At 64.1% G+C, this 26,036-nt stretch carries 27 protein-coding genes and 1 tRNA gene; 19 read left to right on the forward strand and 9 right to left on the reverse strand.

Annotated features, from left to right (window positions below):
- The first annotated feature begins 13 nt into the window (after nucleotides 1-13).
- From MESCI_RS04500 to MESCI_RS04515, 4 genes are read left to right on the forward strand one after another with little or no spacing between them, the layout of a single operon-like run.
- Entirely contained in the window at nucleotides 14-514 is a 501-nt protein-coding gene (locus MESCI_RS04500; RefSeq protein ID WP_013528765.1) for a phage tail protein, read from the forward strand.
- Nucleotides 515-523: 9 nt separating this feature from the next.
- Complete coding sequence (locus tag MESCI_RS04505) at nucleotides 524-1,048, forward strand: phage tail protein (RefSeq protein ID WP_013528766.1); 525 nt, start codon at nucleotides 524-526, stop codon at nucleotides 1,046-1,048.
- A 27-nt stretch (nucleotides 1,049-1,075) separates the two neighbouring features.
- Nucleotides 1,076-2,389, forward strand: a complete 1,314-nt coding sequence (locus tag MESCI_RS04510; RefSeq protein ID WP_013528767.1) for a DUF8189 domain-containing protein — start codon at nucleotides 1,076-1,078, stop codon at nucleotides 2,387-2,389.
- A gap of 18 nt (nucleotides 2,390-2,407) precedes the next feature.
- Nucleotides 2,408-2,941 carry a GNAT family N-acetyltransferase gene (locus tag MESCI_RS04515; protein WP_164919851.1) on the forward strand — a complete coding sequence of 178 codons (534 nt, stop codon included), beginning with the start codon at nucleotides 2,408-2,410 and terminating at the stop codon, nucleotides 2,939-2,941.
- A 159-nt stretch (nucleotides 2,942-3,100) separates the two neighbouring features.
- Here the strand turns inward: MESCI_RS04515 and MESCI_RS04520 are convergent, their stop codons facing one another.
- Complete coding sequence (locus MESCI_RS04520) at nucleotides 3,101-3,496, reverse strand: DUF6916 family protein (RefSeq protein WP_244506879.1); 396 nt, start codon at nucleotides 3,494-3,496, stop codon at nucleotides 3,101-3,103.
- Nucleotides 3,497-3,728: 232 nt separating this feature from the next.
- Here MESCI_RS04520 and MESCI_RS04530 point away from each other — a divergent pair, with 232 nt between their 5' ends.
- On the forward strand, nucleotides 3,729-4,520 hold the full coding sequence (locus MESCI_RS04530; RefSeq protein WP_245268589.1) for a SapC family protein: 792 nt from the start codon (nucleotides 3,729-3,731) through the stop codon (nucleotides 4,518-4,520).
- Nucleotides 4,521-4,563: 43 nt separating this feature from the next.
- Here the strand turns inward: MESCI_RS04530 and MESCI_RS04535 are convergent, their stop codons facing one another.
- Together MESCI_RS04535 and MESCI_RS04540 are read right to left on the reverse strand one after the other, a co-directional pair.
- A complete protein-coding gene (locus MESCI_RS04535; RefSeq protein ID WP_013528771.1) occupies nucleotides 4,564-5,127 on the reverse strand; it encodes a type 1 glutamine amidotransferase domain-containing protein in 564 nt (187 codons plus the stop codon).
- Between the two features lie 195 nt (nucleotides 5,128-5,322).
- Nucleotides 5,323-5,397, reverse strand: a tRNA-Gly gene (locus tag MESCI_RS04540).
- Nucleotides 5,398-5,652: 255 nt separating this feature from the next.
- On the opposite strand from MESCI_RS04540, the gene MESCI_RS04545 reads away from it, so the two are divergent.
- The 4 genes from MESCI_RS04545 (at nucleotide 5,653) to MESCI_RS04560 (ending at nucleotide 8,263) form a co-directional block, all read left to right on the forward strand.
- Nucleotides 5,653-6,150, forward strand: coding sequence for a prolyl-tRNA synthetase associated domain-containing protein (locus MESCI_RS04545; protein ID WP_013528772.1), 498 nt, complete (start codon nucleotides 5,653-5,655; stop codon nucleotides 6,148-6,150).
- Nucleotides 6,151-6,234: 84 nt separating this feature from the next.
- Complete coding sequence (trxA, locus tag MESCI_RS04550; protein WP_013528773.1) at nucleotides 6,235-7,236, forward strand: thioredoxin; 1,002 nt, start codon at nucleotides 6,235-6,237, stop codon at nucleotides 7,234-7,236.
- 106 nt (nucleotides 7,237-7,342) lie between these two features.
- Nucleotides 7,343-8,014 (forward strand): LON peptidase substrate-binding domain-containing protein, encoded by a 672-nt coding sequence (locus tag MESCI_RS04555; RefSeq protein WP_013528774.1) that lies wholly within the window; start codon nucleotides 7,343-7,345, stop codon nucleotides 8,012-8,014.
- A gap of 9 nt (nucleotides 8,015-8,023) precedes the next feature.
- The gene (locus tag MESCI_RS04560) at nucleotides 8,024-8,263 is read left to right on the forward strand and encodes a Trm112 family protein (RefSeq protein ID WP_013528775.1); all 240 of its coding nucleotides are present in this window, start codon (nucleotides 8,024-8,026) and stop codon (nucleotides 8,261-8,263) included.
- 96 nt (nucleotides 8,264-8,359) lie between these two features.
- Here the strand turns inward: MESCI_RS04560 and MESCI_RS04565 are convergent, their stop codons facing one another.
- From MESCI_RS04565 to MESCI_RS04575, 3 genes are read right to left on the reverse strand one after another with little or no spacing between them, the layout of a single operon-like run.
- A complete protein-coding gene (locus MESCI_RS04565; protein ID WP_013528776.1) occupies nucleotides 8,360-11,707 on the reverse strand; it encodes an error-prone DNA polymerase in 3,348 nt (1,115 codons plus the stop codon).
- Nucleotides 11,704-13,182 (reverse strand): DUF6504 family protein, encoded by a 1,479-nt coding sequence (locus MESCI_RS04570; protein WP_013528777.1) that lies wholly within the window; start codon nucleotides 13,180-13,182, stop codon nucleotides 11,704-11,706. Before MESCI_RS04570 ends, MESCI_RS04565 begins: the two co-directional genes overlap by 4 nt.
- Nucleotides 13,124-14,146 (reverse strand): ImuA family protein, encoded by a 1,023-nt coding sequence (locus tag MESCI_RS04575; RefSeq protein ID WP_013528778.1) that lies wholly within the window; start codon nucleotides 14,144-14,146, stop codon nucleotides 13,124-13,126. Before MESCI_RS04575 ends, MESCI_RS04570 begins: the two co-directional genes overlap by 59 nt.
- A gap of 182 nt (nucleotides 14,147-14,328) precedes the next feature.
- Here MESCI_RS04575 and MESCI_RS04580 point away from each other — a divergent pair, with 182 nt between their 5' ends.
- Nucleotides 14,329-14,751, forward strand: coding sequence for a metallopeptidase family protein (locus MESCI_RS04580; protein ID WP_013528779.1), 423 nt, complete (start codon nucleotides 14,329-14,331; stop codon nucleotides 14,749-14,751).
- 187 nt (nucleotides 14,752-14,938) lie between these two features.
- On the opposite strand, the gene MESCI_RS04585 is transcribed toward MESCI_RS04580, so the two are convergent.
- The gene (locus tag MESCI_RS04585; protein WP_013528780.1) at nucleotides 14,939-15,145 is read right to left on the reverse strand and encodes a DUF1737 domain-containing protein; all 207 of its coding nucleotides are present in this window, start codon (nucleotides 15,143-15,145) and stop codon (nucleotides 14,939-14,941) included.
- A 51-nt stretch (nucleotides 15,146-15,196) separates the two neighbouring features.
- A complete protein-coding gene (locus tag MESCI_RS04590; RefSeq protein WP_024504050.1) occupies nucleotides 15,197-16,072 on the reverse strand; it encodes an HpcH/HpaI aldolase/citrate lyase family protein in 876 nt (291 codons plus the stop codon).
- A gap of 340 nt (nucleotides 16,073-16,412) precedes the next feature.
- Here MESCI_RS04590 and MESCI_RS04595 point away from each other — a divergent pair, with 340 nt between their 5' ends.
- The 4 genes from MESCI_RS04595 to MESCI_RS04610 are packed head-to-tail and all read left to right on the forward strand — an operon-like array spanning nucleotide 16,413 to nucleotide 21,435.
- Nucleotides 16,413-17,951 carry a DUF4153 domain-containing protein gene (locus MESCI_RS04595; protein WP_013528782.1) on the forward strand — a complete coding sequence of 513 codons (1,539 nt, stop codon included), beginning with the start codon at nucleotides 16,413-16,415 and terminating at the stop codon, nucleotides 17,949-17,951.
- 3 nt (nucleotides 17,952-17,954) lie between these two features.
- Nucleotides 17,955-18,647, forward strand: a complete 693-nt coding sequence (locus tag MESCI_RS04600; RefSeq protein ID WP_013528783.1) for a response regulator transcription factor — start codon at nucleotides 17,955-17,957, stop codon at nucleotides 18,645-18,647.
- Nucleotides 18,638-20,239, forward strand: a complete 1,602-nt coding sequence (locus MESCI_RS04605) for an ATP-binding protein (protein ID WP_013528784.1) — start codon at nucleotides 18,638-18,640, stop codon at nucleotides 20,237-20,239. The genes MESCI_RS04600 and MESCI_RS04605 overlap by 10 nt, the downstream gene beginning before the upstream one ends.
- 29 nt (nucleotides 20,240-20,268) lie before the next feature.
- Nucleotides 20,269-21,435 (forward strand): NAD(P)/FAD-dependent oxidoreductase, encoded by a 1,167-nt coding sequence (locus MESCI_RS04610; RefSeq protein WP_013528785.1) that lies wholly within the window; start codon nucleotides 20,269-20,271, stop codon nucleotides 21,433-21,435.
- Between the two features lie 76 nt (nucleotides 21,436-21,511).
- Here the strand turns inward: MESCI_RS04610 and MESCI_RS04615 are convergent, their stop codons facing one another.
- Nucleotides 21,512-21,937 carry a GNAT family N-acetyltransferase gene (locus MESCI_RS04615; RefSeq protein WP_013528786.1) on the reverse strand — a complete coding sequence of 142 codons (426 nt, stop codon included), beginning with the start codon at nucleotides 21,935-21,937 and terminating at the stop codon, nucleotides 21,512-21,514.
- Between the two features lie 128 nt (nucleotides 21,938-22,065).
- On the opposite strand from MESCI_RS04615, the gene leuD reads away from it, so the two are divergent.
- The 5 genes from leuD to leuB all read left to right on the forward strand — a co-directional run bounded on the left by leuD (nucleotide 22,066) and on the right by leuB (nucleotide 26,035).
- Entirely contained in the window at nucleotides 22,066-22,671 is a 606-nt protein-coding gene (leuD, locus tag MESCI_RS04620) for a 3-isopropylmalate dehydratase small subunit (RefSeq protein WP_013528787.1), read from the forward strand.
- Between the two features lie 69 nt (nucleotides 22,672-22,740).
- Nucleotides 22,741-23,670, forward strand: a complete 930-nt coding sequence (locus MESCI_RS04625; protein ID WP_013528788.1) for a hypothetical protein — start codon at nucleotides 22,741-22,743, stop codon at nucleotides 23,668-23,670.
- Nucleotides 23,671-23,891: 221 nt separating this feature from the next.
- Nucleotides 23,892-24,275 carry a RidA family protein gene (locus tag MESCI_RS04630; protein ID WP_013528789.1) on the forward strand — a complete coding sequence of 128 codons (384 nt, stop codon included), beginning with the start codon at nucleotides 23,892-23,894 and terminating at the stop codon, nucleotides 24,273-24,275.
- 13 nt (nucleotides 24,276-24,288) lie between these two features.
- Nucleotides 24,289-24,639, forward strand: coding sequence for a VOC family protein (locus tag MESCI_RS04635; RefSeq protein ID WP_013528790.1), 351 nt, complete (start codon nucleotides 24,289-24,291; stop codon nucleotides 24,637-24,639).
- Between the two features lie 292 nt (nucleotides 24,640-24,931).
- On the forward strand, nucleotides 24,932-26,035 hold the full coding sequence (gene leuB / locus MESCI_RS04640; protein ID WP_013528791.1) for a 3-isopropylmalate dehydrogenase: 1,104 nt from the start codon (nucleotides 24,932-24,934) through the stop codon (nucleotides 26,033-26,035).
- The last annotated feature ends 1 nt before the right edge of the window (nucleotide 26,036 follow it).

Here is a 26,036-nt window from a genome sequence, read left to right on the forward strand (position 1 = left end):
AGGACGCGCAGCCATGACAGTTTACATCGGCGAGATTCGCATGTTCGCGGGAAACTTCGCGCCCGCCGGCTGGATGTTCTGTCAGGGCCAGACGATACCCATTTCCGAAAATGATGCCCTGTTCCAGTTGATCGGCACCACCTATGGCGGCGACGGTGAGGAGACATTCAAACTGCCGAACCTGGCCAGCCGCGTGCCGCTCCATCAGGGGACCGGATTTATCATCGGGCAAACCGGCGGCGTCGAGGACGTGACGCTGAGCATACAGCAAATGACCGGCCACACGCACGCGATGCTGGCAACGACCAGCGTCTCCAGCCAGACGAGCCCCGCCAACAATGTCGTGGCCCAGTCTTCCACGGGCAAGCTCTATGTCGAGGACACGCCCACGGCGAACCTCGCCAATCCCGTGGTCGGCATGACTGGCGGTGGCTGGCCCCACACCAACCTGCAGCCTTATCTCTGCGTCAATTTCATCATCTCGCTGTTCGGCGTTTTCCCGACCCCAACATAGGACAGGACCATGTCGGACCAATTCGTAGCAGAAATCCGAATTTTCCCGCTCAACTTCGCGCCCGTGGGCTGGGCGGTCTGCGACGGCCAGATCCTGCCGATTTCGCAAAACACGGCCTTGTTCTCGCTGCTGGGTACGACCTATGGCGGCGACGGCAAGTCGACCTTCGCCTTGCCGGACATGCAAGGCAGTGTGCCGATGCAGCCCGGCCAAGGTCCAGGATTGAGCTTTTATGATCTCGGGCAGTTCGGCGGCTCGGACACGGTCACCTTGCTCGAATCGGAAATGCCGATGCACAACCACAGCATCCGCGCCGTAACCGACCCCGCCGACCTCCAGATCCCGACGCCGACGCGGGCGATCGCCAGGTCGACCAACGCCAACGCCTACAAGAACACGACCGTCAACATGGTGCCGATGGCGGCCAACATGCTGGCTCCGGCGGGTGGCGGCCTGCCGCACAACAACCGGATGCCCTACCTCACACTAACCTTCTGCATCGCGCTGCAAGGCATTTTCCCACCAAGAGGCTGACCGAGCCAACAGGGCAGGACCGATATCATGGCCAAGAACGCAGAACCGAAGTCGAAGGCCCCCGCGGCGAAGACGCCGGCGCGGAAAGCGCCCGCCAGAGCCAGGGCCCGCCCGGCGCCGTCCAGCCCCCCACCCATTTACCAGCACAAGCCGGCCGGCGCTTCGTTCTTCGAACTGTCGCGGCTGATGGTGGTGGGGATCGATTCCGCCAAGGGGCAGTTGATCCAGAAGGCGCAGCTTTCGCCGAACGGGCCATGGCCTTCGGCCTGGTCGTTCATCGCGCCCGGCGCCTGGGTGATCATGACGGCGGGCCTCACCAAGGACGGTCGCGTCGCCGTGGTCGCGCAAGCCTCGGGCACCACCAACCTGTCCTTCATCACCGAAGACCCCAACCAGATCGGTCCGATCGACAAATGGACCGCGCCGATGAGCATTGGCACACCGCCCGGTGCCACCTCCTATCAGAAACTGACGATGGCGCGCGATGCCGATGGCCGCGTCGAAATCTTCCTCACCGACAATCTGGGCCGCATCTGGTGGATCTACCAGAACCCGGATGTGATTGTTCAAGTGCAGAAAACCATCACGCCGCCCGGCACGACGACGCCGATCGTCGTCACCGTCGAGGTGCCGGCGCCGCCGGCCAAACCGTGGAGCGACTGGATCCAGATCCCCGGCGGGCTGGTGACGGTTTCGGCGATACGCCAGGGTGACGGCCGCATCGCGCTGTTCGGCATCAATTCGAACCTGCATCTCTATCGCTGCCAGCAGGCGAAGGCGCGGGCCTTGAAGGCCGCCGACTGGACGGGTTGGGTGCAGATCGACACGACCCAGACAGGCGGCTTCATCGAGATGGCGCCGGTGATCGGCCCGCTCGGCGCCACCAATCTCTTCGCCCTGACCCAGAGCGGCCAGGTGCTGCATACGCGCCAGATGCCCGCCGGATCGGATACGTGGACGCAGTGGGCGACACCTGGCTACTCCAGGGCGTCCAACCTGGCGCTTGCCGCCGGCATCCAGGGCGACGGCGATATCGTGCTGGTCGCCGCCGACCAGCATTTCCTCCAATTCAACGCGCAATGGGATGCCTACACCCAGAACTGGTCGGGATGGCGCGATTTCGGCGCGTCCCTTCGCTCGACGCGCCTGACGCTCAACTACAATGCCGATGGCCGGCTTGCTCTGTTCAGCCTGGCGCGCATGCCGGACGGCACCAACGGGCTGTGGACGCTCAACCAGATGGGCATCGACAGTTCCGAATGGGAGTACAACTGGACGTCGCTGACCGACAACAATCTCAAGCAGATCGTCGTCGTGCGCGACCTGACGCCACCGGTCTGACGGTTGATTTCCGGCAGCGTGGCAGAAACGAAACAGGCACGTCCGGCCTGGTCCCGGTCTGACAAGGCCGGGCTCGGCTTCCGCCCTGCGACAGAGGCGGATTTGCCGTTCCTGTCGCGGCTCTACGCCTCGACGCGCATGGAAGAACTCGCGGTGAGGTCGTGGAGCGACGCGCAGAAGGCCGAATTCCTCGGCATGCAGTTCCAGGCGCAGCACGCGCATTACAGAAAGCACTATCCCGAGGCCGACTGGCTGGTGGTGGAACGCGGTAGCGAAGACATCGGCCGGCTCTACATCGAGCGCTGGCCAAGCCAGCACCGCATCATCGACATTGCCTTCCTGCCGCATCATCGCCGCAAGGGCCACGGCACCGCACTGCTCTGCGACCTTATCGACGAGGCATGGTTAGCCGGCAAATCAGCCTCGATCCACGTCGAGAAGCACAATCCGGCGAGACGGCTTTATGTCGCGCTGGGTTTCGTGGTTGTCGAGGACAAGGGCGTTTATGATTTGATGGAATGTGCGCCGGGGCGCGGGAGGGTCGGTTTGTGACGACTGGAGGCCTACCGCAGGCGGCGCTATCGGTTACTTCGGCAGCGGTGCGCAGGTTCGTGAGACGATGGCAGGACAGAGGGGGGCGCTGTCCCGCCAGCCTTTCGCAAATTTCTGCACAGCAGCGGCATGGATTTCGATGAGTCTGCTGCGTTAAGCTCAATTAAACACCGCCTCGTAGAGCCGCCCCGTCGCGTCGGCCGCGACCGGTACGATGAAGATCTCGTGGGTGCCGCCTGTGCCAGTGAAAAGGTAGGTCGCCTGCGGCAGCGCGATGTCGCGCGGGCCTCTAAACAGCAGCGAGAAACCGCCACCCAGGCGCGGGCTGGCGGCGATGGGCTTGACCGCGCTCAGTTCGAGCGGGATCTGCTTGCCCCCGACTTCGATGGTGAAGGTTTGTCCCTGCTCGAAATCCGACACCGACGCCATCCCGTTTGCCTCAATCTGTGCGCTGGAGCGGTTCAGCGTTCGGATCCGATCCAGCTTTTTGTTTCTCCGCAATTGCCAAGGGAAAACCGCTGCACACTTTTCCCGGAATTGCTCCAGCGGCGGCACTGTCGCCGCTTCGCCGCAAGCTGTCCAGAGGCGGGCAGGCGGCGGTCGTGTTCCCCAAGACAATCGATCGCCGCAAATCCCAAAATACAGCACCGCCTGTCCTTTTATGCGCGTAAGAGACGCTGTAGTACTTTGTTCCTGCGCGGGATTCCTTTCGATCCAAGATCAGCGCAAACAAGCATAGATCCCGGCTTCGGGACCATTGGCAGCCTGATGGGCGTGCGGGAGACGGATGATGGCGGATGCAAAGACGGACGTGCCGAGCGATGCGTTGCCGCTGTTCTATTCGAGGCCCGAGGCGCTCAATCCGGCGCGGCACGGCTCGCTCGGCCTGACAGCGCGCAGTGACTTCGGCTTCGCCCGCTCGGCGCATGCCATTCCGGTGGTCGCGTCGGAAATGCCGGCGGCGATGCGCTCCTACCCGATCGTCTTCATCGGCCCGGCCAAGTCGCCGGTGATCATCACCGGCGTGCGCCAGAACGAGAACCTGTTCGTCGATGCCGACGGCAAATGGACCGGGCCGCACTACATCCCCGCCTATGTCCGCCGCTTCCCCTTCATCCTGGCCGAAGACCCGACATCGGCCGGCCGGCTGACGCTGTGCGTCGAACGGTCCAGCGACCGTGTCGTCGACCAGCTGCTGGCGCCGTTGCGCGACGACAAGATCCTGCCGTTCTTCACCGGCAACGAGCCGACCGAAGCGACCAGACAGGCGCTCGCCTTCTGCAACCAGTTCCAGATCGACTTCCGAGCCACCCGCGAGATGGTCGAAAAGATCGATGCGCACGGCCTGTTTTCGCCGCGCCAGAGCAAGGTGACGCTGGAGGGTGGCGAGGTGCTCAACCTCACCGACTTCCAGGTGATCGACGAGCCGGCCTTCAACAAATTGAGCGACGAGGCGTTTCTCGACCTGCGCAAATCAGGCGCGCTCGGCCTGCTCTATTGCCACCTCGCCTCGACCAACAGCTGGACCTCGCTGGTGCATCAGGCATCGCTGCGGAAGGCGGATGGGGCGAAGGGCTGACTGTGAGAAGCTTGCGCGACCGATCGTCTGGGCGGACAGGCGGCTAGGCAGCAACCCTTCTGTCGTGCCGCCCTTCCCTGATCTCCTCGGCGAGCTTGTCGCAGAACGCGTCGAGATCGCCGGGATTGCGACTGCTGACGAGCCCCTGGTCGGTGACGACTTCGGTGTCCTCCCACAGACCGCCGGCGTTGATCACATCGGTCTTGATCGATTTGTAAGACGTGACCCGGCGACCCCTTACGATGCCGGTCTCGGCGAGAAGCCAGGGCGCATGGCAGATCGCGCCGACGACCTTCTTGGCCGACCAGAACGATTCGACGAAGTCCAGGGCCTTTCGCTCGACGCGCAGCAGATCCGGATTGATGACCCCGCCAGGCAGGACGATCGCGTCATAGTCGTCCGACCGCGCCTCATCCAACGTCTTGTCGACAGGAATCTCCCGACCCCAGTCCTTGAGGTCCCAGCCTTTGATCTTGCCGCTTGCGAGCGACACGACATCGACCTCGGCGCCCGCCTCGCGTAATTTTTTGAGCGGAACTTCAAGCTCGGATTGTTCGAACCCGTTTGTCGCAAGGATAGCGACGCGCTTACCGGAAATATCCTGCATTGGTTTTTCTCCATCGTTAGGTGGTGGAGGGCTAACGAGGCGAGGCGGGAAGCGTTCCTGGCTGTAACTTTATGTGACATGAGAGGCGGATGGACGAAGCGCAGTTCGGCCCAAGCTCCCAGTTCGACAATGTCCAAAAACGAAAAAGCCGCGGGCGACCGCGGCTTTTCGATGCTTGATTTCCTTAGAGGAAACTGGAGCGGGTGAAGCGATTCGAACGCTCGACCCCAACCTTGGCAAGGTTGTGCTCTACCCCTGAGCTACACCCGCTCGCACGGCGTCTTGGCCGCAAGCCGGGCCTATATGGCTGAAGAGCGCGGCGATTGCAACAGGGAAATCGCAGGCTTTTTTACGACCCGGCAAGCGAGGCCGGCAAGCCGCCGGCGGGCGCGCGAGTGGCACGCGGCGGGGGCGCCACCGCAAAGGGCGGGTGCCGCTCACCGTGATGTCACATGACGGTCTTGTGTCGGCCGCCCCATTGGCCGTAAACGGCATGGGCTCACAAACGGGACGAAGACGAAACCGATGCCGAAGACCGAAGCCGAACTTTTTGCCTTTCTTGCCGAGCTGGGCATTGCTGCCTCGACCAGGCGCCATCCACCGCTCTATACCGTCGCCGATTCGCAGGCGCTGCGCGGCGAGATCGCCGGCGGGCACACGAAAAACCTGTTCCTGAAGGACAAGAAGGACAATTTCTTCCTGGTCACCGTCGGCGAGGACGCGGTCGTCGACCTGAAGCAGATCCACCAGGTGATCGGCGCCGCCAGCCGGGTTTCTTTCGGCAAACCGGAGATGCTGATGGAGCTGCTCGGCGTCACGCCGGGCGCCGTCACGGTCTTTGGCATCATCAACGACACGGCAAACAGGGTCAAGCTCGTGCTCGACAAGGATTTGATGGAGCATGCGGTGATCAATGGGCATCCGCTGACCAATGAGGCGACGACATCGATCGCAGCGAGCGACCTGATCAGATTCGTCGAGGCAACCGGGCACGATGCTGCTATCTTGAAAGTCTCCGCGTGATCGCCACATGGATGGCTTAAAACCGATGGTCTGAAGCATAGGGCGCCTGGCTGCCGGCCGGCGGCGCCACGGAAGGGTAAAGAGATGAGCGACAACAATCCGTTCGGCGGCCCCTTTGGCGGCAATGGCGGCCAGTACACCACCTCGGTGCAGTATGGTGGAACCGCGCCGGCGCCGGCGAAAGTCGCGCTTGGCGATACGCCCGCCGCTCCCGCCGATGTGATCAAGGACACGACGACGGCTGCCTTTGCCGCCGATGTCATCCAGGAATCGCGCCGCCAGCCGGTGCTGGTCGATTTCTGGGCGCCCTGGTGCGGACCTTGCAAGCAACTGACGCCGCAGCTGGAGAAGGCGGTCAAGGCCGCCGGCGGCAGGGTCAAGCTGGTCAAGATGAACATCGACGACCATCCGTCGATCGCCGGCCAGCTCGGCATCCAGTCGATCCCGGCGGTCATCGCCTTCAAGGACGGCCAGCCGGTCGATGGCTTCATGGGCGCCATCCCGGAGAGCCAGATCAACGAATTCATCACCAAGGTCGGCGGCAAGGGCAATGGCGCGCCGCCGGTGGCGGAAGCCCTGGCAGCGGCCACCGAAGCGCGCGACGCCGGCGACATGCAGACCGCGGCCGACATTTATGACGCCATCCTGGCGCAGGCGCCGGAGACGATCGAGGCGATCGCCGGACTGGGAGAGCTGCTGTTCGAGGCCGGCGACACGGAAGGCGCCGAGGCGCTTTTGGCAACAGCCCCGGAGGCCAAGAAGGATGCGCCGTCACTGGCAGCCCTGCGCGCCAGGATGGCGGTTGCGGCGCAGGCGGCGGCTCTTGGCAATCCAGCCGAATTCGAGCGGCGCCTTGCGGAAAATCCCGGAGATCACCAGGCGCGTTTCGATCTGGCCATGATCCAGAACGCCAACGGCGACCGTACGGCCGCAGCCGACAATCTGCTGGCCATCATCAAGGCCGACCGGGCCTGGAACGAGGATGGCGCGAGGACGCAATTGCTGCAGCTGTTCGAGGCCTGGGGCATGACCGACGAGGCGACGCTGGCAGCGCGCCGCAAATTGTCGGCGCTGCTGTTTTCCTGAGCCGGCTGCCGGTTGTTTTGCCGCACGGGCTTGGCGTCGGCGATGATTGCGCCAGATTAGGGCCAAGAACTCACGCGCTTCTTGATGGCGCGATCGGAGGAATGAGGTGCAAGCGGGAAACGCGCATTACCGGCTCGCCAAGGATTTGCCGTCGACGATCCCTATCTTTCCGCTCGAGGGGGCGCTTTTGCTGCCGGGAGGCCGCATGCCGCTCAACATCTTCGAGCCGCGCTATCTGCAGATGGTGGACGAGGCGATCGCCGGCTCGCGGCTCATCGGCGTCATCCAGCCCAGTCTCGACGGCGCCTTGCGCGACGACGGTGAGCCGGAACTCTGCAATGTCGGTTGCGCCGGGCGCATCATCGCCTTTTCCGAGAGCGGCGACGGCCGTTACCTGATTTCGCTGCAGGGCGTGTGCCGGTTCCGCATCGCCCATGAATTGACGGTCAAGACGCCGTTTCGCCAGTGCAAGCCCTCGCCTTTCCTTGCCGATCTCGATGAGGACCAGGCGGGCAACGAGATCGACCGGCCATCGCTGCTCAAGGCATTTCGCGCCTATCTGCAGGCCAACGACCTCGAGGCCGACTGGGAAAGCGTCAGCCGGGCCGAAAATGCCATGCTGGTCAATGCGTTGTCGATGATGGCGCCCTACGGGCCAGCCGAGAAACAGGCGCTGCTCGAAGCGGCGGATTTGAAGACCCGGGCCGAGACGCTGATCGCCATCACCGAAATGGCGCTGGCGCGCGAGAATGAGGATTTTGGGTCGAGTTTGCAGTAAGAGGGCGCGATGGCGGACGGACGTGACGGGAAGAAGGTCGACCCCAAGCTGCTGGAGTTGCTGGCCTGCCCACTGACCAAGGGGCCGCTGGCCTGGGATCCGGAGCGCGGCGAACTGATTTCCAGGGTCGCCAAGATTGCCTATCCGGTGCGTGACGGCATCCCGATCATGCTGCCTTCCGAGGCGCGGACGCTTTCGGTGGAGGATGTGCTGGCCCCGCCACCGCCGCGTCTGGGTGGGCCGGGCTGAGGGGCACGTTTCTTGTACCCAATAGGCCGGCAGGACAGAGGGGGGGCGCGAAGGATCGCCGACGTCCGCTTCGTTCCGTTCTTGGCATGGCCTTGCCTACTGAAAATTGCGGCCCTTGGGCATGACCTGTTCCGCTTCTTCCGACAGCGTTGCGAGATCCTGCCGGATCGGCGCGCTTTGTTTGGCGGGGCTGGAGCGATCCGAACCGTCCTTGGCGAGGTCTCTCTGAGGAACCGCTGGTGCAGTCTCGCTGACCTTCTCCAGAAGCACGGTCAGCCAGGGCGTCAGATCCTCGATCTTCTCGGCAACGATGTGGACCACACCCGATTCCGACTGCAATTTCCCGGTGACCTTGACGAACCGGGCCCCCATGACGATAGGCCGATAGCGGTCGAAGGTTCTTTGCCAGAAGATGATGTTGGCCACCGCCTTGTCGTCCTCCAGCGTCAGGAAGATCGCATTGCCCTTGCCGGGGCGCTGCCGCACCAGCACGAGGCCGGCGACCGAGACGCGCCTGCCGTCGCGCACGGAAGGAAGATTCGCATTCGGGATGACGCCGGCGCGGTCGAGCCGCTCGCGCAGGAAGGCGACCGGATGCGCCTTCAGCGACAGGCCGAGCGCGCGGTAATCGTGGATGACATGCTCGCCGAGCGGCATTTTCGGCAGCCTCGTCTCCGGTTCCAGCTCGCGCAGGCGAAGCGCCGGCTGGTCGAACAGCGGCAGCCTTTCGGCGGCGCTCTTGCCGTCGAGTGCGCGCACCGCCCACAAGGCTTCGCGACGATCAAGACCGAGCGAGCGAAAGGCATCGGCCTGCGCCAGTTTTTCGATCTCGCCGACATCGAGGCCGGAGCGCAGCCAGACATCCCTGACGGATACATAGCCTGAGCCGCGCCCCTCGACGAAAGCCTCCATGCGCTCTTTCGACAGGCCCTTGATCTGGCGGAAGCCGAGCCGGACGGCATGCTTCGTCTCGATGACGTCGCGCATTTCGGCATGGCGTGGCAGGATGCGGGCCGGATCGAAAGGCGCCTTTTCCAACGTACAATCCCACACCGAAAAATTGACGTCGACGTCGCGGATGTCGACGCCATGGTCGCTTGCGTCGCGCACGAGTTGGGCCGGCTGGTAAAACCCCATCGGCTGCGAATTCAGGATCGCGGCGCAGAACACGTCGGGATAGAAGGTCTTGAACCAGCAGGAGGCATAGACGAGCAGGGCGAAGGAAGCAGCATGGCTTTCGGGAAAGCCGTATTCGCCAAAGCCCTCGATCTGCTTGAAGCAGCGCTCGGCGAAGTCCTTCGTGTAGCCCTTGCCGACCATGCCATTGATCATACGGTCGCGGTAATTGCCGATGGTGCCGGTGCGCTTGAAGGTGGCCATGGCGCGGCGCAGTTCATCGGCTTCGCCCGGTTTGAAACCGCCGGCGACGATGGCGATATTCATCGCCTGTTCCTGGAACAGCGGTACGCCAAGCGTCTTCTTGAGGATCGCTTCCAGCTCCGGCTTTTGATACTCGGCCTGTTCCTTGCCTTGCCGGCGGCGCAGATAGGGATGAACCATGTCGCCCTGGATCGGGCCCGGCCGAACGATCGCCACCTCGATGACGAGATCGTAAAAATTGTCTGGCTTGAGACGCGGCAGCATCGACATCTGCGCCCGCGATTCGATCTGGAAGACGCCGAGCGTGTCGGCGCGGCAGATCATCTTGTAGACTTGCCTGTCCTCCGGCGGCAGGGTGGCCAACACATAGGGCTGCCCATACTCATCCCGCGCATTAGGATAGTGATCCGTGAGCAAGGTGAAGGCGCGTTGCAGGCAGGTCAGCATGCCGAGCGCCAGCACGTCGACTTTCAAGATCTTCACCGCGTCGAGATCGTCCTTGTCCCATTCGACCATCTTGCGCTCGTCCATCGCCGTCTTGACGATAGGCACAATCTCGTCGAGCCGGTCCCTGGTGATGACGAAGCCGCCGACATGCTGGGAGAGATGGCGGGGGAAGCCCATGATCTCATTGGCACGCTCCATCACGTGCCTCGACACCGGGTCGGTGCGGTCGAGGCCGCCGGCGCGGGCTTCCTTCTCGCCAAGCTCCGATGTCGACCAACCCCAGATCGAGCCGGAAAGCGATGCCCTGACATCCTCGGACAGGCCCATCGCCTTCGACACTTCGCGCAGCGCCGACCGGCCGCGATAGCTGATGACGGCGGCGGCAAGTGCCGTGCGCTTGCCGCTGTATTTCTCGTAGATGTACTGGATTACGGTTTCGCGCTTTTCGTGCTCGAAATCGACGTCGATATCCGGCGGCTCGTTTCTCTCCTCGGAAATGAAGCGCTCGAAGAGCGAATCGATTTTTTCCGGCCCCACTTCGGTGATGCCGATGCAGAAGCAGACGACCGAATTGGCGGCTGATCCACGTCCCTGGCAGAGAATATCCTTGCTGCGCGCGAACTTGACGATGTCGTAGACAGTCAGGAAATAGCGGGCATAGTTGAGGCGTTCGATCAAAGCGAGCTCTTCCTCGATGCGCTTGGTCACGGAATCCGGCACACCAGCCGGATAGCGGTTCGCCGCCCCCTCCCGCGCCAGTCGCGCCAGCTCAGCCTGTGGACCAAGACCCGATTCCGTCGGCTCGTCGGGGTAGTTGTACTGGAGGTCGCCAAGCGAAAAAGTCAGCTCTTGCGCAAACCGCAGCGTCTCGGCCAGCGCCTGCGGATGCCGGCGGAACAGGCGGCCCATCTCCATCGGCGGCTTCAGATGGCGCTCGGCATTGGCGGAGAGTTGCAGCCCGACCTCGGCAACGGGCGTGTTGAGGCGGATCGCGGTCAGCACGTCCTGCAACGGGCGTCGTTCGGCGGTGTGATAAAGAACGTCGTTGGTCGCCATCAGCGGAATGCCGGCGCTCTCGGCAAGTGTTGCCGCCTGCTCGATGCGGAAACGGTCATTGCCGGCGTAGTCGGGCGAAACGCCAAGCCGCAGGTTCCTGCCGAAACGGCCCTTGAGCTCACCAAGCAAGGCAAGACTGTCTTGCGCCCCCGTCGACAGACCGGGCAGGACCGCCAGCGACATCAGGTCACCCCATTCGAGCAGGTCGCCGCGCTGGAGAAGGGTGGCGCCTTTTTCGTTCTCGTCGCGCAGATTGGCTTGCGTCAGCATGCGGCAGAGGTGCCCCCAGCCCTTGCGGTCCTGGGGATAGGCGAGGATGTCCGGCGTGCCGTCGTCAAAAACCAGCCGACAGCCGGGGTGATAGGAGAGTTTTTCGACCTTGGCCTGCTGCCAGGCGCGCACCACGCCGGCCACCGTGTTGCGGTCGGCAAGTCCGATCGCCGAGAAGCCCAGGAGCTTGGCCGCGACCACCAGCTCCTCCGGCTTGGAGGCGCCGCGCAGGAAGGAGAAATTCGACTGGATGCCGAACTCGGCATAGGGAATGACGGTCAGCGCGTTCATGCGAAGACTCCATGCAGGAACCAGCGCGGCGGGACTTGCGAGGCGCCGCCGTAGAGGCCTTGCCGGTAGAGCCAGTAGCGGCGGCCGTCGGCATCCTCGATGCGGAAATAGTCGCGCGTCGATGCCTCCTCGTCGCTTGGCGCTTCCCGCCACCATTCGGCGGCGATGCGTTCCGGCCCTTCGGCGCGCTTGACCCGGTAGAGCGCGCGCCGCCAGCGGAAGTTCAGCGGCGGTCCTTCCGGCATTTCGGTGGCCGGCACATCGATGGGTTCGGGCGAGCGGAACAGCCGGATCGGTCGTTCCGGCGGAAATATGGTTTTTGGTGCCTGCAGCCTGTCCGGCTTCTTCGGCGGCGTGGTCCGGCACGGCGCGTCGGTGAAGGGGATGGTGGCGACGGCACGTTCCGGCAGATGGCTTTCGACCGCGACCGGCCGGAGAACCGCGCCATCGCCGAGCCGGGCGCGGATGCGGTCGGCGAACAGCGCGATATCGGCGCCGTCGTCGGTCACCTCGCCGGCAAGATCGGCCTGCTGCATGTCGAAGGTGGCTGATGCCAACACCGAGAGCCGCACCAGATCGAAACCATAGCCGGCATCGATATCCTGTTCGAGCGCGGCCAGCCTTTCATGGAACAGTTTCTGGATCAGCATGGGTTCGCGCATCGGCCGCGAGGTACCGAGCGCGATGCGGCTGACGGCGCCGTCGACGCGAAAGAGCAGCAGCGCCAGCGTCCGGGCGCCCTCGCCGCGGCGCTCGAGGTCGGTCTTCAAGGTCGCCGCCAGCATGCCCACCAGCCGTTCGATGTCCTCGGTCAGGGTGACGGGTTCGGCGAGGTGGCGTTCGACCGAAAGCGGCGCGACGGGCAGGCGCGGCGACACCGCCTCGTCGAGCCGGCCAAGCGCCTGGTCGAGGCGCAGGAGCAGCAGGGCGCCGAAGCGGCGGGCGAGCGGCGCGCGCGGTGCCGCCATGACGGCGCCCGCCGTGCGCAGGCCCACACTTTCCAGGCTGGTGCGGGTCGAAGGTTCTATGCGCAATGCGGCCAGCGGCAGGGGCGCCAGCAGCGCCTCCTCCTCGCCTGACACAACGATGCGGTCGCCGCAAAAGCGTGCCGCCGCCCAGGCAGCGCCCGGCGTCGCGGCAAGCCCGGCGCGGACATCGAAACCCTGATGGAAGAAGCGCGACAGGATGTCGTCCAGCATGGCGCGCTCGCCGCCGAACAGATGGGTGCAGCCGGTGACGTCGAGAAACAGGCCGTCTGCCCCGTCCAGCGCCACCAGCGGGGTGTAGCGGTCGCACCAGTCGGCGAGGCCTTCGAGCAGGCGGCGATCGGCTTCCGGATCGGCCTCGACGACGTCGATCGACGGATGCATGGCGCGCGCATCGGCGATGCCCATGTCGCGCTTCAGGTGCAGCGCCTCAGCCCGCTCGTCGAGGGCCGAGATGCGCTGTGCGTTGCGGTCGCGATGGCTGATCACGAGCGGCGGGTGAGATGGGTGATCCGACGGCCGGGAACGCCAGGACCGCCCCAGACGCTGGCGCAGGATTCTTTCCACCGCCAGATAGGGAAACCACAGGGACAGGATTCTTTGCCCGGTCTCTTGCCTCGCCCGCTCTTTCGTTGAATGCGCGTTCATCGGGGTTCCACTCCAGTGTGAATTGTCCAGGCAGGGCCGTGCGGCTCTTGCCGATGGTGAGGGTGAAGGCCGGGCGGCCGATCGAGCCGGCCAGCGGCCCGGCGATGGTGTCGCGCGGCACCGCCGGCGCCGAGGCGACGATGAGGCGGACGGGTGCCGCCGTCGGTTCGGGCCCAGCCGCCTGCCGCAGCAGGAACACCGGCCGGCCGGCCGCTTGCGCCCTTGCATGCAGCCGGCGTGTCGCGGTCAGGTCAAGCCGCTGCGGATTGCCGCGGATTTCCAGGATGACGGCGGCGAGCGCCGTCATCCGGGCCGCCTCCTCGGCGACCCACAGCGCATCGACGAGCCTTGGCGCCTCGGAAAACAGCAATTGCTCCGGCTCGATGCCGAACGAGGCGTGAAGCCCCCTGGCATAGGGAAAGCCGGCCTCGCGAAAAATCTCCGATGTGCCGATCCACAGCACCGGCAGCCCCGGCGTTTGCTTGAGGATCAGGCTGGTGAGCGACAAAGCGAAGCCGGCGACGGCCCCGGCATCGCGGGTTTCAAGCCCATGGATTTCGCTCAGGGCGGCCTTCGGCAGCCCGCCGCTCAGGGCGGCATCGAGGCGCCCAACGCCGATAGGCAGGAACGCATCCGGCAATGCCGCGGCAATGCCACGCCGGACGATTGTGAGATCAGTGTTGACGTCAGCATCAAAGGGTGCGGCTGCCGGCGCAGCCAAGCGCTCGGGCAGCGTTCCCTCGATTTTCGCGATCTGGCGGCGCAGGGCAAAAACAGTCTCCCGCGCCACGGCGGTCATCGCCATGACGGTCAGCTTCCACTCACAATTGTTCCTGTTATGTTCCTATAGATTCCAGAGCGCATCCCAAGAGTCAAGCAGAGTCATGGGGAATTTATTCCTCTCTGCAGGGATGGCGCAGGCGCATCGGCCCGTTCATTTGCCGATTCCGGTGCGAAAGCCTATATGCCGGGATCAAAGGACAAAGCATGGCCCGCATCTACAAGACCCGCACCTGGCACGACGAACTCTCGCCCTCGATGGACGAAATGGAGTTCCTGGCGCTGGAGGCGTACGCCCATCTGCCGGAGGATTTTCGCAAACTGACCGGCGAGATCGTCATCCAGATCGCCGAGTTCCCGACCGACGAAATCATGGACGATCTGTCGCTGGAAACGCCATTCGACCTGCTCGGCCTGTTCGAGGGACGCGGCATCGCCGAGCGCTGGAACCCGCAGACCGGCGAAGGCCCGAACCGCATCACGCTCTACCGCCGCGCCATCCTCGATTACTGGTCCGAGAACGAAGAGACGCTGGGCGACATCGTCACCCACGTGCTGATCCACGAGATCGGCCACCATTTCGGCCTGTCGGACGAAGATATGGAGAAGATCGAAGAGGCGGCGGAGTAGGGTGCGCTGATATTCAGGTGATGCCGGCCTGCAAATGATGGCTTCCTGCGCTTCCCCGCTCTACCGCGTCGCGGTAGAACTGTGCTCACGTACCCAAAAGTACGCTCCGCTCCGGTTCTCGGAAACCACCATTTTCGACTCGGCCTGACCTGAATCTCAACACACGCTGCGTCGGAGCTTTTCAAATCTACCAGTCACTCAGCTTGGTATCGGGCCCGTATTCCTGACCGTCGATATCCTTGACCACGGCCTGGCCGCAACGCATCGCTTTGGCCTTCTTGTCGTAGGCATAGGTCGGCGAGCCGAACAGATGCCAGCCCTTGTTCAGCGCCGCTGTCACCTTGTGGCAGAAGCTGGCATCGTCCGGAGCGGACAGAAAGCGGTAGAGTTTCATTGTTCAATTCCTGTCGTGAGTAGCTGTAGCCCACTCGCATCCATCGAGCATTTATGACCCGATGGCGGCTGCCTTCGCCAGCAGTTTTTCGGCCTGCGCCAGGTGCAGCCGTTCGACCATCCTGCCGTTCAGCGCGATCACACCCTTGCCGGCATTCTCGGCGAGCGCGAAGGCTTCCTTCACCGAGCGTGCCTCGGCCACCGCTTCCGTGGACGGCACGAAGGCGCGGTTCGCGGCTTCGATCTGGGCCGGGTGGATGAGGCTCTTGCCGTCGAACCCCATGGCCGCGGCTTCCGCGCATTCATGGGCGAAGGCGTCGAGGTCGCGAAAATCGTTGGAGACGCCGTCGAGCATGTCGATGCCGCCGGCGCGTGCGGCCAGCACCATCTGCATCAGCCATGGCACGAGGTAGCGCCTATCAGGCGTCGCCAGAATGCCGGTCTCCTTGACCAGATCATTCGTTCCGGCAACGAAACAATTGAGCCGCGAGGCCGGATCGCGGCCAAGTTCGGCGATGGCGCCGATGTTGAGCAGCGCCTTGGGCGTCTCGATCATCGCCCATAGTTTCACGCTGTCGGGGGTAAAATTGTCGTCAAGCACGTCGCCGGCCTCGAGCAGGTCGCGCGGCGTGTCGACCTTGGGCAGAAGGATGCCGTCGGGTTCGCAGCTTGCGGCAGCCAGCAGGTCGTCGGCGCCCCATTCGCCTGATATCGCATTGATGCGCACGATCATCTCGCAGCGTCTCTCGGAATGGCCGGCGAAAATGCCGGCCAGTTTTTCGCGGGCGGCGATCTTGTCGGCCGGAGCGACGGCGTCTTCCAGGTCGATGATGATGGCATCGCAGGCAAGCTGCGCGATCTTGGCCAAGGCCTTGTCGCTGGAGGCCGGGATGTAGAGCACGGAGCGGCGCGGACGGTAGGTTTCCATGGCTGATCTATGCCGCTTGTGGGCGGGTGAGGCAAGCTCGGGCATGAAGCTGCCAATCTCCCCCCTCGAGGGGGGAGATTGGCAGCGTTTACCCCTGCACGAAAACTGCACGGGCCTGCGGAAAACCTCCTCGGATCCGCCCTGCCGTTTCCCCGCCCGCTTGCGAGACAAGCGGCATGCACAAGCGAGCAAAGCCCCGTTGGTCCCTGCCTCACCGACTGCGTAGCGAGGGCTGGTGGCTGGCCGATCCGCCGCGCGCGTGTCCCGTCGCAACCCTCATTCCCTTTGTCCGCAGAAGCCCGCCAACGGTTCGGCTGGAAGCCATCAGGAAAGCCAGGTCATGACAGCGTTGTTCTCCGCCGCGCCGAGCTATTGCAGCCGTTTCGGTGTCGCCATCCTGCTGGCAGCGCTCGCGGATTTTCTGTTCTATGGCCAGCCCGCCGGGATCACGGTTTTCCTGTTCGCCCTGCTGATTGCCGCGGCGGTCGTCGCTGTGCACCCGGCCGCCTTCAACGACGGCCGGGTCTGGCTCAAGCCCATCGCCTTGCTTGTCGCGCTGCTGCCGCTGGCTGAAAACGTCAGCACCCTGTCGGTCTCGATCGCGCTGGCGGCGCTGACCGTCTTCGCGCTTTCGTTGAGCGGCCGGCTGCGGCACAGCATCGCCCGCATTGCCGGGCAGATCGTGCTGTTCGGGCTGGCGGCGCCGTTCCGCTTCGTCATTGATTTCATCCGCTGGCGCAGGACGGCGCGGCGGTTCGGTGGGCGTCGCATCCGGCTGGCGGCGATCGCCGTCTGGGTGATGCCGCTGACGCTGGGCGCGGTCTTCCTGGCGCTGTTCGGTGCCGCCAATCCGGTCATCGACTATTGGCTGTCGCTGATCGATCTCGTGAGGCTGCTCGATCTTATCCAGCTGGCGCGGATTGCCTTCTGGCTGTTCGTGCTCGCCGCTGTCTGGGCTTTTCTGCGACCGCGCCTGCCGCGCCTGGTTCGCCGCATCCCGCGCGCGTTGCCGGCGGTCAGCGCTCAAGCCGGCAAAACCGCCACCACCATCGAAGACATCCTGTTCGGCAAGGCCGCCATCCTGCGCGCCCTGATCGTCTTCAACATCCTGTTTGCGCTGCAGACGGCGCTCGACGCCGCCTATCTGTGGGGCGGGGCAGCGCTTCCCGATGGGCTGAGCTACGCCTCCTACGCGCATCGTGGCGCCTATCCCTTGATCGTCACGGCACTGCTTGCCGCCGGCTTCGTGCTGGCAGCGCTGCGGCCAGGCAGCGAGACCTCGGCCGATCCGCTGATCCGCCGGCTGGTCTATGCCTGGGTGGCGCAGAACATCATGCTGGTCATCTCGTCGATCCTGCGGCTCGACCTCTATGTCGGCATCTATGCATTGACCTACTGGCGCGTCGCCGCCTTTGTCTGGATGGGGCTGGTGGCAGCAGGCCTTGCCCTGATCATTGCCCGCATCGCGCTTAGAAAATCCAACGAATGGCTGCTGTCCGCCAATCTTCTGACGTTATCCCTGACGCTTTATGCCGGCTGTTTCATCAATTTCGCAGCAACGATCGCCAACTACAATGTCGACCATTCCCTCGAAATGACCGGCCAGGGCATTCCCCTAGACGCCTGGTATCTTCACTCGCTCGGTCCGGGTGCGTTTCCCGCGCTCGATCGCTTCCTCGAGCACCAGGGCAAGACGACAGCCGCCGGCACTGTCCGCGAACTGGCCGGCGTGCGCGGCAGCGATGAAATCTGGTATCGAACCATCCAGCAGAACTGGCGGGCCTGGAGCTTTCGCGACTGGCGGCTGCTTCGATATCTCGACACCAAGGAGCCGTTCGTGATTCCCTCCGCTATCGAACCTTCCATGCCGGGCCGCTGATCCATGCCGCATCACATCCTCGTCGCCGACGATGACCCGCACATCCGCGAGGTGATCTGCTTTGCCTTGGAGAAGGCCGGCATGAAAACGACAGGGGTGGCCGACGGTGCCGCCGCCTTGCAGGCAATCGGCCGCCGGGCACCGGACCTCGTCGTGCTCGATATCGGCATGCCGGAAATGGACGGGCTGGAGGTCTGCCGGCGGCTGCGGCACATATCCGATGTGCCGGTGCTGTTCCTCTCTGCGCGCGACGAGGAGATCGACCGCATTCTCGGGCTCGAAATGGGCGGCGACGACTATGTGACGAAACCATTCAGCCCGCGCGAGCTGGTTGCCCGCGTCAACGTCATCCTGCGGCGCGCCCGCCCGGCGGTGCCCGAACCGGCCGACGACAGGCGGTTTTCGCATGGCAAACTGGCTCTGGCGCCGGCCAGCCATACCGCCAGCTTCGACGGCAAGCCGTTATCGTTGACAGGAATAGAGTTCTCGATCCTGAAGGGGTTCCTGGCGCGGCCGGCGCATGTGCTCGACCGCGACGCGGTGACGGCCAGCGCCTATGCCGCAAACATCCACGTCGCCGGCCGCACCGTCGACAGCCACATCCGCAACATCCGCGCCAAACTGGCAGCCGTGGGTTGCCCTGATGTCATCGAGACGGTGCATGGCGTCGGCTTCCGGCTTGGCCGATGCGGCTGACGGCCTCCAGCAAATGGATCGGCCGCAAATGGCGGCCACGGCTTGCCACGGTCGTCGTCGCCATCCTGATCATGGTGATGGCCTTGCCACTGGTCGGCCTGTTCTTCTTCCGCCTCTACGAGAACCAGCTGATCCGCCAGACCGAGGCGGAGCTGATCGCGCAAGGCGCTGCCATCGCCGCCATCTATGCGCGGGATGTACGTGACGCCGGCATCCCACCGGAAAAGCTCGGTGCGCCGATGCCGGAGCCAAGTGGGGATTCAAGCCGCAGCGTCAATCCGGACCCGCTCTACAGGCCAATCGAACCGCAGCTCGATCTTGCCTCGGATTATGTCCTGCCGACCCGGCCGGCGGCGATGCCGGCGATCGTCGATCCCGCCTTCGCGGTGATCGGCGCGCGCCTGTCCGGCATCCTCGACGCCACCCAGAAAACCACGTTGGCCGGCTTCCGGCTGCTCGACCCCCGGGGCGTCGTCATTGCCGGGCGCGGCGAGGTCGGCCAGTCGCTCAGTGCGGTCGAAGAGGTGCGCACAGCACTTGCCGGCCACTATGCCAGCGCGCTCAGGCTGCGCATTCCCGACCAGCCGACGCCACCGCTCTATTCGGTCAGCCGCGGCACCAAGGTGCGTGTCTTCGTCGCTCTGCCGGTCGCTGTCGACGGCCAGGTCGCCGGCGTCGTCTATGTGTCGCGGACGCCCAACAACATCATCAAGCATCTCTATGGCGAACGTGGCAAGGTGACGTTGGCGGCGATCGCCATTCTCGGCGGCACGCTGCTCATCGGTCTCATCTTCCTGCGCACCGTCAGCCGGCCGATCTATGCGCTGATCGACCGCACCGAGCGCATCGCCGCCGGCGACCGCACGGCGATCCGGCCGCTCGACCACCACGGCACGCGAGAGATGGCGGAGCTGTCCGCCGCCTTCCTCGACATGGCCGAGAAGCTTCAGGCGCGCTCGGACTCGGTCCAGACTTTCGCCACACATGTCTCGCATGAGCTCAAATCGCCGCTGACGGCGATCCAGGGCGCGGCCGAATTGCTGCGCGATTCCGGTGGCGCGATGGACGATGCGGAGCGGCGGCGTTTCTCCAACAATATCGTCACCGATGCGGGGCGGCTCAATCTGCTGGTGCGGCGCCTGCTCGACCTGGCACGCGCCGAAAACCTGGCGCCGAGCGGCGAAAGCACATCGCTCGGTGCGGCACTGTCGCTGCTGCCCGTCGACAACAGGCTCGCGGTTAGCATCGGGGCCGGCGGCGACATCAGATTGCGCATATCGGCCGAGAACGCGGCTATCGTGCTGGCCAATCTCATCGACAATTCGGCCAGGCATGGCGCGATGCAGGTTTCTGTCTCCGCTACGAGCGCCGGCGGCAAGGCGAGCATCCTGGTCAGCGACGACGGTGCCGGCATTTCGCCGAGCAACCGGGCGCGCATTTTCGAGCCGTTCTTCACCACGCGGCGCGAACAGGGCGGCACCGGCATGGGCCTCGGCATCGTGCTGGCCCTCCTGAAAGCGCATGATGGTATGATCGCGCTGGTTGACAGCGAGCGCGGCACGCGCTTCGAGGTCATTCTGCCGGTGGCATGAAGGACACTATCGGCCGGATCGGAGAGAACATGCGCTACGACATCGTCATCATCGGCGGAGCCATCGTCGGCTCCTCGGTCGCCTATTACCTGCGTGAGCAAGGGTTTTCCGGCACGATCGCGCTGATCGAGCGTGATCCGCAATTCGCGCATGCGGCAACGACGCTGTCCATGGCCTCGATCCGCCAGCAATTCTCGATCCCGGAAAACATCCGCCTGTCGCAGTTCACGCTGAAGCTGTTCCGGCGGCTGAAGGAAGAGTTCGGGGATGACGCCGATATCGGCTTTCGCGAGGGCGGCTACCTCATCCTTGCCGGCGAGGACGGCTTGCCGATCCTGAGGAGCAATCACCAGGCGCAGATCGCCGAGGGCGCCGACATTGTGCTGGAGGACGCGGATCAGCTGGTGCGCCGGTTCCCATGGCTGTCGACCGAGGGCATTTCAGCCGGCGCCTATGGCCGCACCGGCGAAGGCTGGTTCGACGCGCATGCGATGCTGACGCTGTTCCGCAAGGCGCTGCGGCAGAAGAAAGTCGATTTCATCGCCGCAGATGTCACCGGCATCGCGCGCGATGGCAACCGCGTCACGGGAGTGAGCCTGGGCAATGGCGAGACGCTGGAGGCTGGCATCGTCGTCAACGCCGCCGGCCCTAACGCCGGCAAGGTGGCTGCCATGGCCGGGCTCGAGCTGCCGGTCGAGCCGCGCAAGCGCAATGTCTTCGTCTTCGAGGCGCGCGAGAAATATGCCGACATGCCGCTGCTGGTCGATCCCTCCGGCATCTATGTCCGTCCGGAAGGCTCGGTCTACCTCACCGGCGGCGCCGAACCGGAGGAAGGCGACTGCGCACCCGATCCCGGCGACTTCGAGGTAGATTGGCCACTGTTCGAAGAGGTGATCTGGCCGGTGCTGGCGACCCGTATTCCCGCCTTCGAGGCGATCAAGCCGACCCGTGCCTGGGCCGGCCACTACGACTACAACACGCTCGACCAGAACGCGGTGATCGGTCCGCATCCCGACGTCGGCAATTTCCTGTTCGCCAACGGCTTTTCCGGCCACGGCCTGCAGCAGGCGCCAGCAGTGGGCAAAGCGCTGGCCGAGCTGATCGTGCATGGCGGTTATCGCACGGTGGATTGCTCGGCGTTCGGGTATGAGCGGGTGGCGGAGGGAAGGGCGTTCCGGGAATTGAATGTGATTTGAGCGGGCAAAGGGAATGTCCTTTTTGACGCTGGCGCGAAGGATCGCTACGGTTGCGGAACAGTATTTCCAGCGAGCCTCAGCCCTTGCGGTCGAACCAGAAGGCGTCGGCCATGCGCTTCATGCCGATACGTTCGTAGAAGCCTACGGCATCGGGCATGGAGATCAGGCTGATGGCGACCGATGGTCCAAGCTGCCGGCGCGCCTCGTCCATCAGGCCCTTGCCGATGCCGAGCCCCTGTGCCGATCGGGAAACGGCGAGTTCGGAGATGTAGCAGACCCAGGAGAAGTCGGTGATCGCCCTGATGACGCCGATCAGCGGCTTGCCCTGAATATCAAGGCGCGCGGTCAGCACCAGATTGGCGCCCGACAGCATCGCCCGCAGCCGCGCTTCATCATCGATCGGCCGTGTTTCGCCGAGGCCGGATTCGACCAGCACGCGACGGAATTCGGCGATGTCGAGCGCGGGTTCTCTTTCGTAGAGGACGTGTGCGTTTTCTGCCATGGCCGCCAGATTGCACCATCGGGCTGGCTTGTGCCACCATGCACGAACAGTTGCCTTTTATTTGCCGCCGGCTTTGTGTAAACCGGGCCTCAGCAAATTCCCCCGCAACGAAAACACGGGCAAAAGCCATGGAAAAATTCACCAAGCTCACCGGCGTCGCCGCTCCGATGCCGATCGTCAATGTCGACACCGACATGATCATCCCCAAGGATTACCTCAAGACGATCAAGCGCACCGGGCTCGGCACCGGCCTGTTCGCCGAAATGCGCTACAAGGACGACGGTTCGGAAAACCCGGATTTCGTGCTCAACAAGCCGGCCTACCGCAAGGCGCAGATCCTGGTCGCCGGCGACAATTTCGGCTGCGGTTCCAGCCGCGAGCACGCACCATGGGCGCTGCTCGACTTCGGTATTCGCTGCGTCATCTCGACCTCGTTCGCCGACATTTTCTACAACAACTGCTTCAAGAACGGCATCCTGCCGATCACCGTCAGCCCCGAGGATCTCGAGAAGCTGATGGACGACGCCTCGCGCGGCTCCAATGCCACCGTGTCGGTCGACCTCGAAGCCAAGGAAATCCGTGGGCCGGATGGCGGCGTGGTCAAATTCGACCTCGACGACTTCAAGCGGCACTGCCTGCTCAACGGGCTCGACGATATCGGCCTGACCATGGAGAAAGCCGGCGCCATCGCTTCGTTCGAGAAGCGGAACGCCGAACAGCGCCCCTGGGCCTGAGCGGCGCGCTCCGGACGGATGGATCTGGCCTTTCGGGCCGGTTCGCGGCGACTGAGTGGAGGGACAGTCATGACACGTTCGCTTCTTGCCGGCCTTTGCGGGCTGGCCTTGTTGCTGGGGCAAATCGCCAGCGCGTCTGCGCAGACCCAGACGCCCGCCACACAGCCGGCCCCGGCGACGGAGCAGCCGTCCGCCGATCAGGGGACGAACGCCGCCGATGCTTCCGATGACGACAAGCAGGCCCCGGTGCCATTCGAAGGCGGCACGCTGACCATCACCCAGAAGGAACAGTACGGCGAGAAGGTGCTTGCCTATGACGGCAAGCAGCTGGCGAGCAATTACGATGTCTTCTTCGACAAAATAGTCGAGGTCGGCGGCGTCAAGGTGGCGCTGTTCGATGTCGGCGACGGCGGCAACCAATGCGGGCCGGCGACGGTGATCGTCTGGAAGCCGGAAGGCGGCACGATCCAGAGCACCACGGTCGAGCAGGACCAGTGCGGCGCCCCGCCCTCGGCGGTGTCCGACAACGCCATCTATTTCGTGCCCTACCTGTTGCCGGGGGATGAGAAACCGGCTTTGCAATGGTCGCCGACCGACGGGCTGACGATTTCGGGCAATCTGACCTACATGCCGGAACCCGGCACGGACTGGAAGGACATCGATCCGGAAAAGTACCAGAACATCATCGACGCCTTCCACAATGAGGCCGTCTACAAGGAAGCGGAAAAGCTGCTCGGCAAGGACATGGCCGACATGGCGACCAGCCTGCTGGTCGGCGGCGGCACCGAAAAGACCGCTTCGGGCGCCTTCTACGCCAGCGGCTGCGTGCCGCATGATTGCGGCGGCAATGACGGCTTCATGGCGGTCGACCCGGCCCAGCACAGGCTCTATTTTGCGCGCCGCGGCGACAATGGCCAGCCGAACGCCTGGCCTGATGTGGCGACATGGCCGGCGGATGTGAAGGCGGCGTTGGACAAGGCGCTGGGGGCGGCAAATTAAAGCTTTAGCGTTGCGCAGCACCCCCTCGCTTTCGTCATCCCATGGTCTGCGCCGCGTCGCTACGCTCCTTGCTCCGCCATAGGATGACGACGGAAGGGATGCTTCAACCAATCTCGGAGGTTCGCGCTTCGCTTCCGGGATAACAGTTTGCCTGGCTTGGCCCACGACCCGCGCCGTTCCGCCTGCTAATGCTGGCCGACAACCCAAGCAAGGCCCCTCATATGCGCAAACTCATCTCCACCGGTTCGCCGTTCGAAAAGACCGCCGGCTATTCGCGCGCCGTGGTGCAGGGCGACTGGTGCTTCGTCTCCGGCACCGCCGGCTACGACTATACGACGATGACGATGCCGGAAACGGTGGAGGCGCAGACGCGCAATTGCCTGGCGACGATCGGCAAGGCGCTGAAGGACGGCGGCTTCGAGATGGCTGACGTGGTGCGGGCGCATTACTACATCACCGACCAGGCCTTCGTGGATGTAGTCTTCCCGATCCTCGGCGAGACGTTCGGTGACATCAGGCCGGCAGCGACGATGATCGTCTGCCAACTCAACAAACCGGAAATGAAGATCGAGATCGAGGTGACGGCGCTGCGGCGCACGGCCTGAAGGGCGACCGACGATGAAAGTCCAGCGCATTGTTGCCAATATCGAGACAGCGGATGTCGCGGCGGCAAAACGCTTCTACCACGATGTGCTCGGCCTCGACGTGCTGATGGATCTCGGCTGGATCGCAACCTACGGCTCCGATGAAACGATGCAGGTGCAGGTCAGCTTCATGGCGCAAGGCGGTTCCGGCACGCCGGTGCCGGATCTCTCGATCGAGGTCGACGATGTCGATGCAGCGCTCGATGCCATGAAGGCGGCGGGCTTTGCCATCGAATACGGACCGGCCGACGAACCGTGGGGCGTGCGGCGCTTCTACGTGCGCGATCCGTTCGGCCGGCTGGTCAACATTCTCTCGCATCAGTGATGACGTATGCCGGCGGGATAGCGCCCCCCTCTGGCCTGCCGGCCATCTCCCCCCTCAAGGGGGGAGATTGGATGTCGCCTCGGCGTTCGCCAATCTCCACGTCAGAAAGAAGAGGCGAAACGATAATGCTGCCAATCTCCCCCCTTGAGGGGGAGATGCCCGGCAGGGCAGAGGGGGGCGCTACGGATCACCAACGAATCGGGTCATCCGTGATCGCTGCGTTCCTGCTTGCATGCAAGTCGCTTGGCGTTTAGCAAGGCCGCGGTTCAAATCTTTCCAGGACGGTTTCTCCATGGCAACGAAGCATCTTTTCCTGCTCCCCGGTGACGGCATCGGTCCTGAGGCCATGGCCGAGGTCAAGAAACTGATCGCGGTCATGAACGACAGGCTCGGCAGCGGTTTTGCCACCGATGAGGGGCTGGTCGGCGGCTGTGCCTATGACGCGCATGGCGCGGCGATCTCCGATGCCGACATGGAAAAGGCGATGGCGGCCGACGCGGTGCTGTTCGGCGCCGTCGGCGGTCCGAAATGGGATGCGGTGCCCTATGAGGTGCGCCCGGAAGCCGGCCTGCTGCGCCTGCGCAAGGACATGGAGCTATTCGCCAATCTGCGCCCGGCCATCTGCTATCCGGCGCTGGCGGCGTCCTCCTCGCTCAAGCAGGAGGTGGTCGAAGGTCTCGACATATTGATCGTGCGCGAGCTGACCGGTGGCGTCTATTTCGGCGAGCCCAAGCAGATCATCGATCTCGGCAACGGACAGAAGCGCGGCATCGACACGCAGGTCTACGACACGTTCGAGATCGAGCGCATTTCGGGCGTCGCCTTCGAACTCGCGCGCACCCGCAAGAACCACGTCACCTCGATGGAAAAGCGCAATGTGATGAAGTCGGGCGTGTTGTGGAACGAGGTCGTCACCCAGACCCACAAGGCGCGCTATTCCGACGTCAAGCTCGACCACATGCTGGCCGACGCCGGCGGCATGCAGCTGGTGCGCTGGCCAAAGCAGTTCGACGTCATCGTCACCGACAATCTGTTCGGCGATATGCTGTCCGATATCGCCGCTATGCTGACCGGCTCGATCGGCATGCTGCCGTCGGCCTCGCTCGGCGCGCCTGACGTGAAGACCAAGAAGCGCAAGGCGCTCTACGAGCCGGTGCACGGTTCGGCGCCCGACATTGCCGGCAAGGGCATTGCCAACCCGATCGCCATGATCGCCTCCTTCGCCATGTGCCTGCGCTATTCCTTCGGCATGGTCGATGAAGCCGACCGCGTCGAAGGCGCGATCGCCGCCGTGCTCGACGCGGGCCTGCGGACGAAAGACATCATGTCCGATGGCATGACCGAGGTCGGTACGGTTGAGATGGGCGACGCGATCATCGCCAAATTCCTGGGCTAAT

Source organism: Mesorhizobium ciceri biovar biserrulae WSM1271, from assembly GCF_000185905.1.
In the GTDB taxonomy this organism is placed as follows: domain Bacteria; phylum Pseudomonadota; class Alphaproteobacteria; order Rhizobiales; family Rhizobiaceae; genus Mesorhizobium; species Mesorhizobium ciceri.

Bases quoted from the DNA above. Each gene is read 5' to 3' on its own strand.
- MESCI_RS04500 (WP_013528765.1), top strand. From the start codon at position 14: ATGACAGTTTACATCGGCGAGATTCGCATGTTCGCGGGAAACTTCGCG.
- MESCI_RS04505 (WP_013528766.1), top strand. From the start codon at position 524: ATGTCGGACCAATTCGTAGCAGAAATCCGAATTTTCCCGCTCAACTTC.
- MESCI_RS04510 (WP_013528767.1), top strand. From the start codon at position 1,076: ATGGCCAAGAACGCAGAACCGAAGTCGAAGGCCCCCGCGGCGAAGACG.
- MESCI_RS04530 (WP_245268589.1), top strand. From the start codon at position 3,729: ATGATGGCGGATGCAAAGACGGACGTGCCGAGCGATGCGTTGCCGCTG.
- MESCI_RS04535 (WP_013528771.1), bottom strand. From the start codon at position 5,127: ATGCAGGATATTTCCGGTAAGCGCGTCGCTATCCTTGCGACAAACGGG.
- MESCI_RS04545 (WP_013528772.1), top strand. From the start codon at position 5,653: ATGCCGAAGACCGAAGCCGAACTTTTTGCCTTTCTTGCCGAGCTGGGC.
- trxA (WP_013528773.1), top strand. From the start codon at position 6,235: ATGAGCGACAACAATCCGTTCGGCGGCCCCTTTGGCGGCAATGGCGGC.
- MESCI_RS04560 (WP_013528775.1), top strand. From the start codon at position 8,024: ATGGCGGACGGACGTGACGGGAAGAAGGTCGACCCCAAGCTGCTGGAG.
- MESCI_RS04565 (WP_013528776.1), bottom strand. From the start codon at position 11,707: ATGAACGCGCTGACCGTCATTCCCTATGCCGAGTTCGGCATCCAGTCG.
- MESCI_RS04575 (WP_013528778.1), bottom strand. From the start codon at position 14,146: ATGGCGATGACCGCCGTGGCGCGGGAGACTGTTTTTGCCCTGCGCCGC.
- MESCI_RS04580 (WP_013528779.1), top strand. From the start codon at position 14,329: ATGGCCCGCATCTACAAGACCCGCACCTGGCACGACGAACTCTCGCCC.
- MESCI_RS04585 (WP_013528780.1), bottom strand. From the start codon at position 15,145: ATGAAACTCTACCGCTTTCTGTCCGCTCCGGACGATGCCAGCTTCTGC.
- MESCI_RS04590 (WP_024504050.1), bottom strand. From the start codon at position 16,072: ATGGAAACCTACCGTCCGCGCCGCTCCGTGCTCTACATCCCGGCCTCC.
- MESCI_RS04595 (WP_013528782.1), top strand. From the start codon at position 16,413: ATGACAGCGTTGTTCTCCGCCGCGCCGAGCTATTGCAGCCGTTTCGGT.
- MESCI_RS04600 (WP_013528783.1), top strand. From the start codon at position 17,955: ATGCCGCATCACATCCTCGTCGCCGACGATGACCCGCACATCCGCGAG.
- MESCI_RS04605 (WP_013528784.1), top strand. From the start codon at position 18,638: ATGCGGCTGACGGCCTCCAGCAAATGGATCGGCCGCAAATGGCGGCCA.
- MESCI_RS04610 (WP_013528785.1), top strand. From the start codon at position 20,269: ATGCGCTACGACATCGTCATCATCGGCGGAGCCATCGTCGGCTCCTCG.
- MESCI_RS04615 (WP_013528786.1), bottom strand. From the start codon at position 21,937: ATGGCAGAAAACGCACACGTCCTCTACGAAAGAGAACCCGCGCTCGAC.
- leuD (WP_013528787.1), top strand. From the start codon at position 22,066: ATGGAAAAATTCACCAAGCTCACCGGCGTCGCCGCTCCGATGCCGATC.
- MESCI_RS04625 (WP_013528788.1), top strand. From the start codon at position 22,741: ATGACACGTTCGCTTCTTGCCGGCCTTTGCGGGCTGGCCTTGTTGCTG.
- MESCI_RS04630 (WP_013528789.1), top strand. From the start codon at position 23,892: ATGCGCAAACTCATCTCCACCGGTTCGCCGTTCGAAAAGACCGCCGGC.
- MESCI_RS04635 (WP_013528790.1), top strand. From the start codon at position 24,289: ATGAAAGTCCAGCGCATTGTTGCCAATATCGAGACAGCGGATGTCGCG.
- leuB (WP_013528791.1), top strand. From the start codon at position 24,932: ATGGCAACGAAGCATCTTTTCCTGCTCCCCGGTGACGGCATCGGTCCT.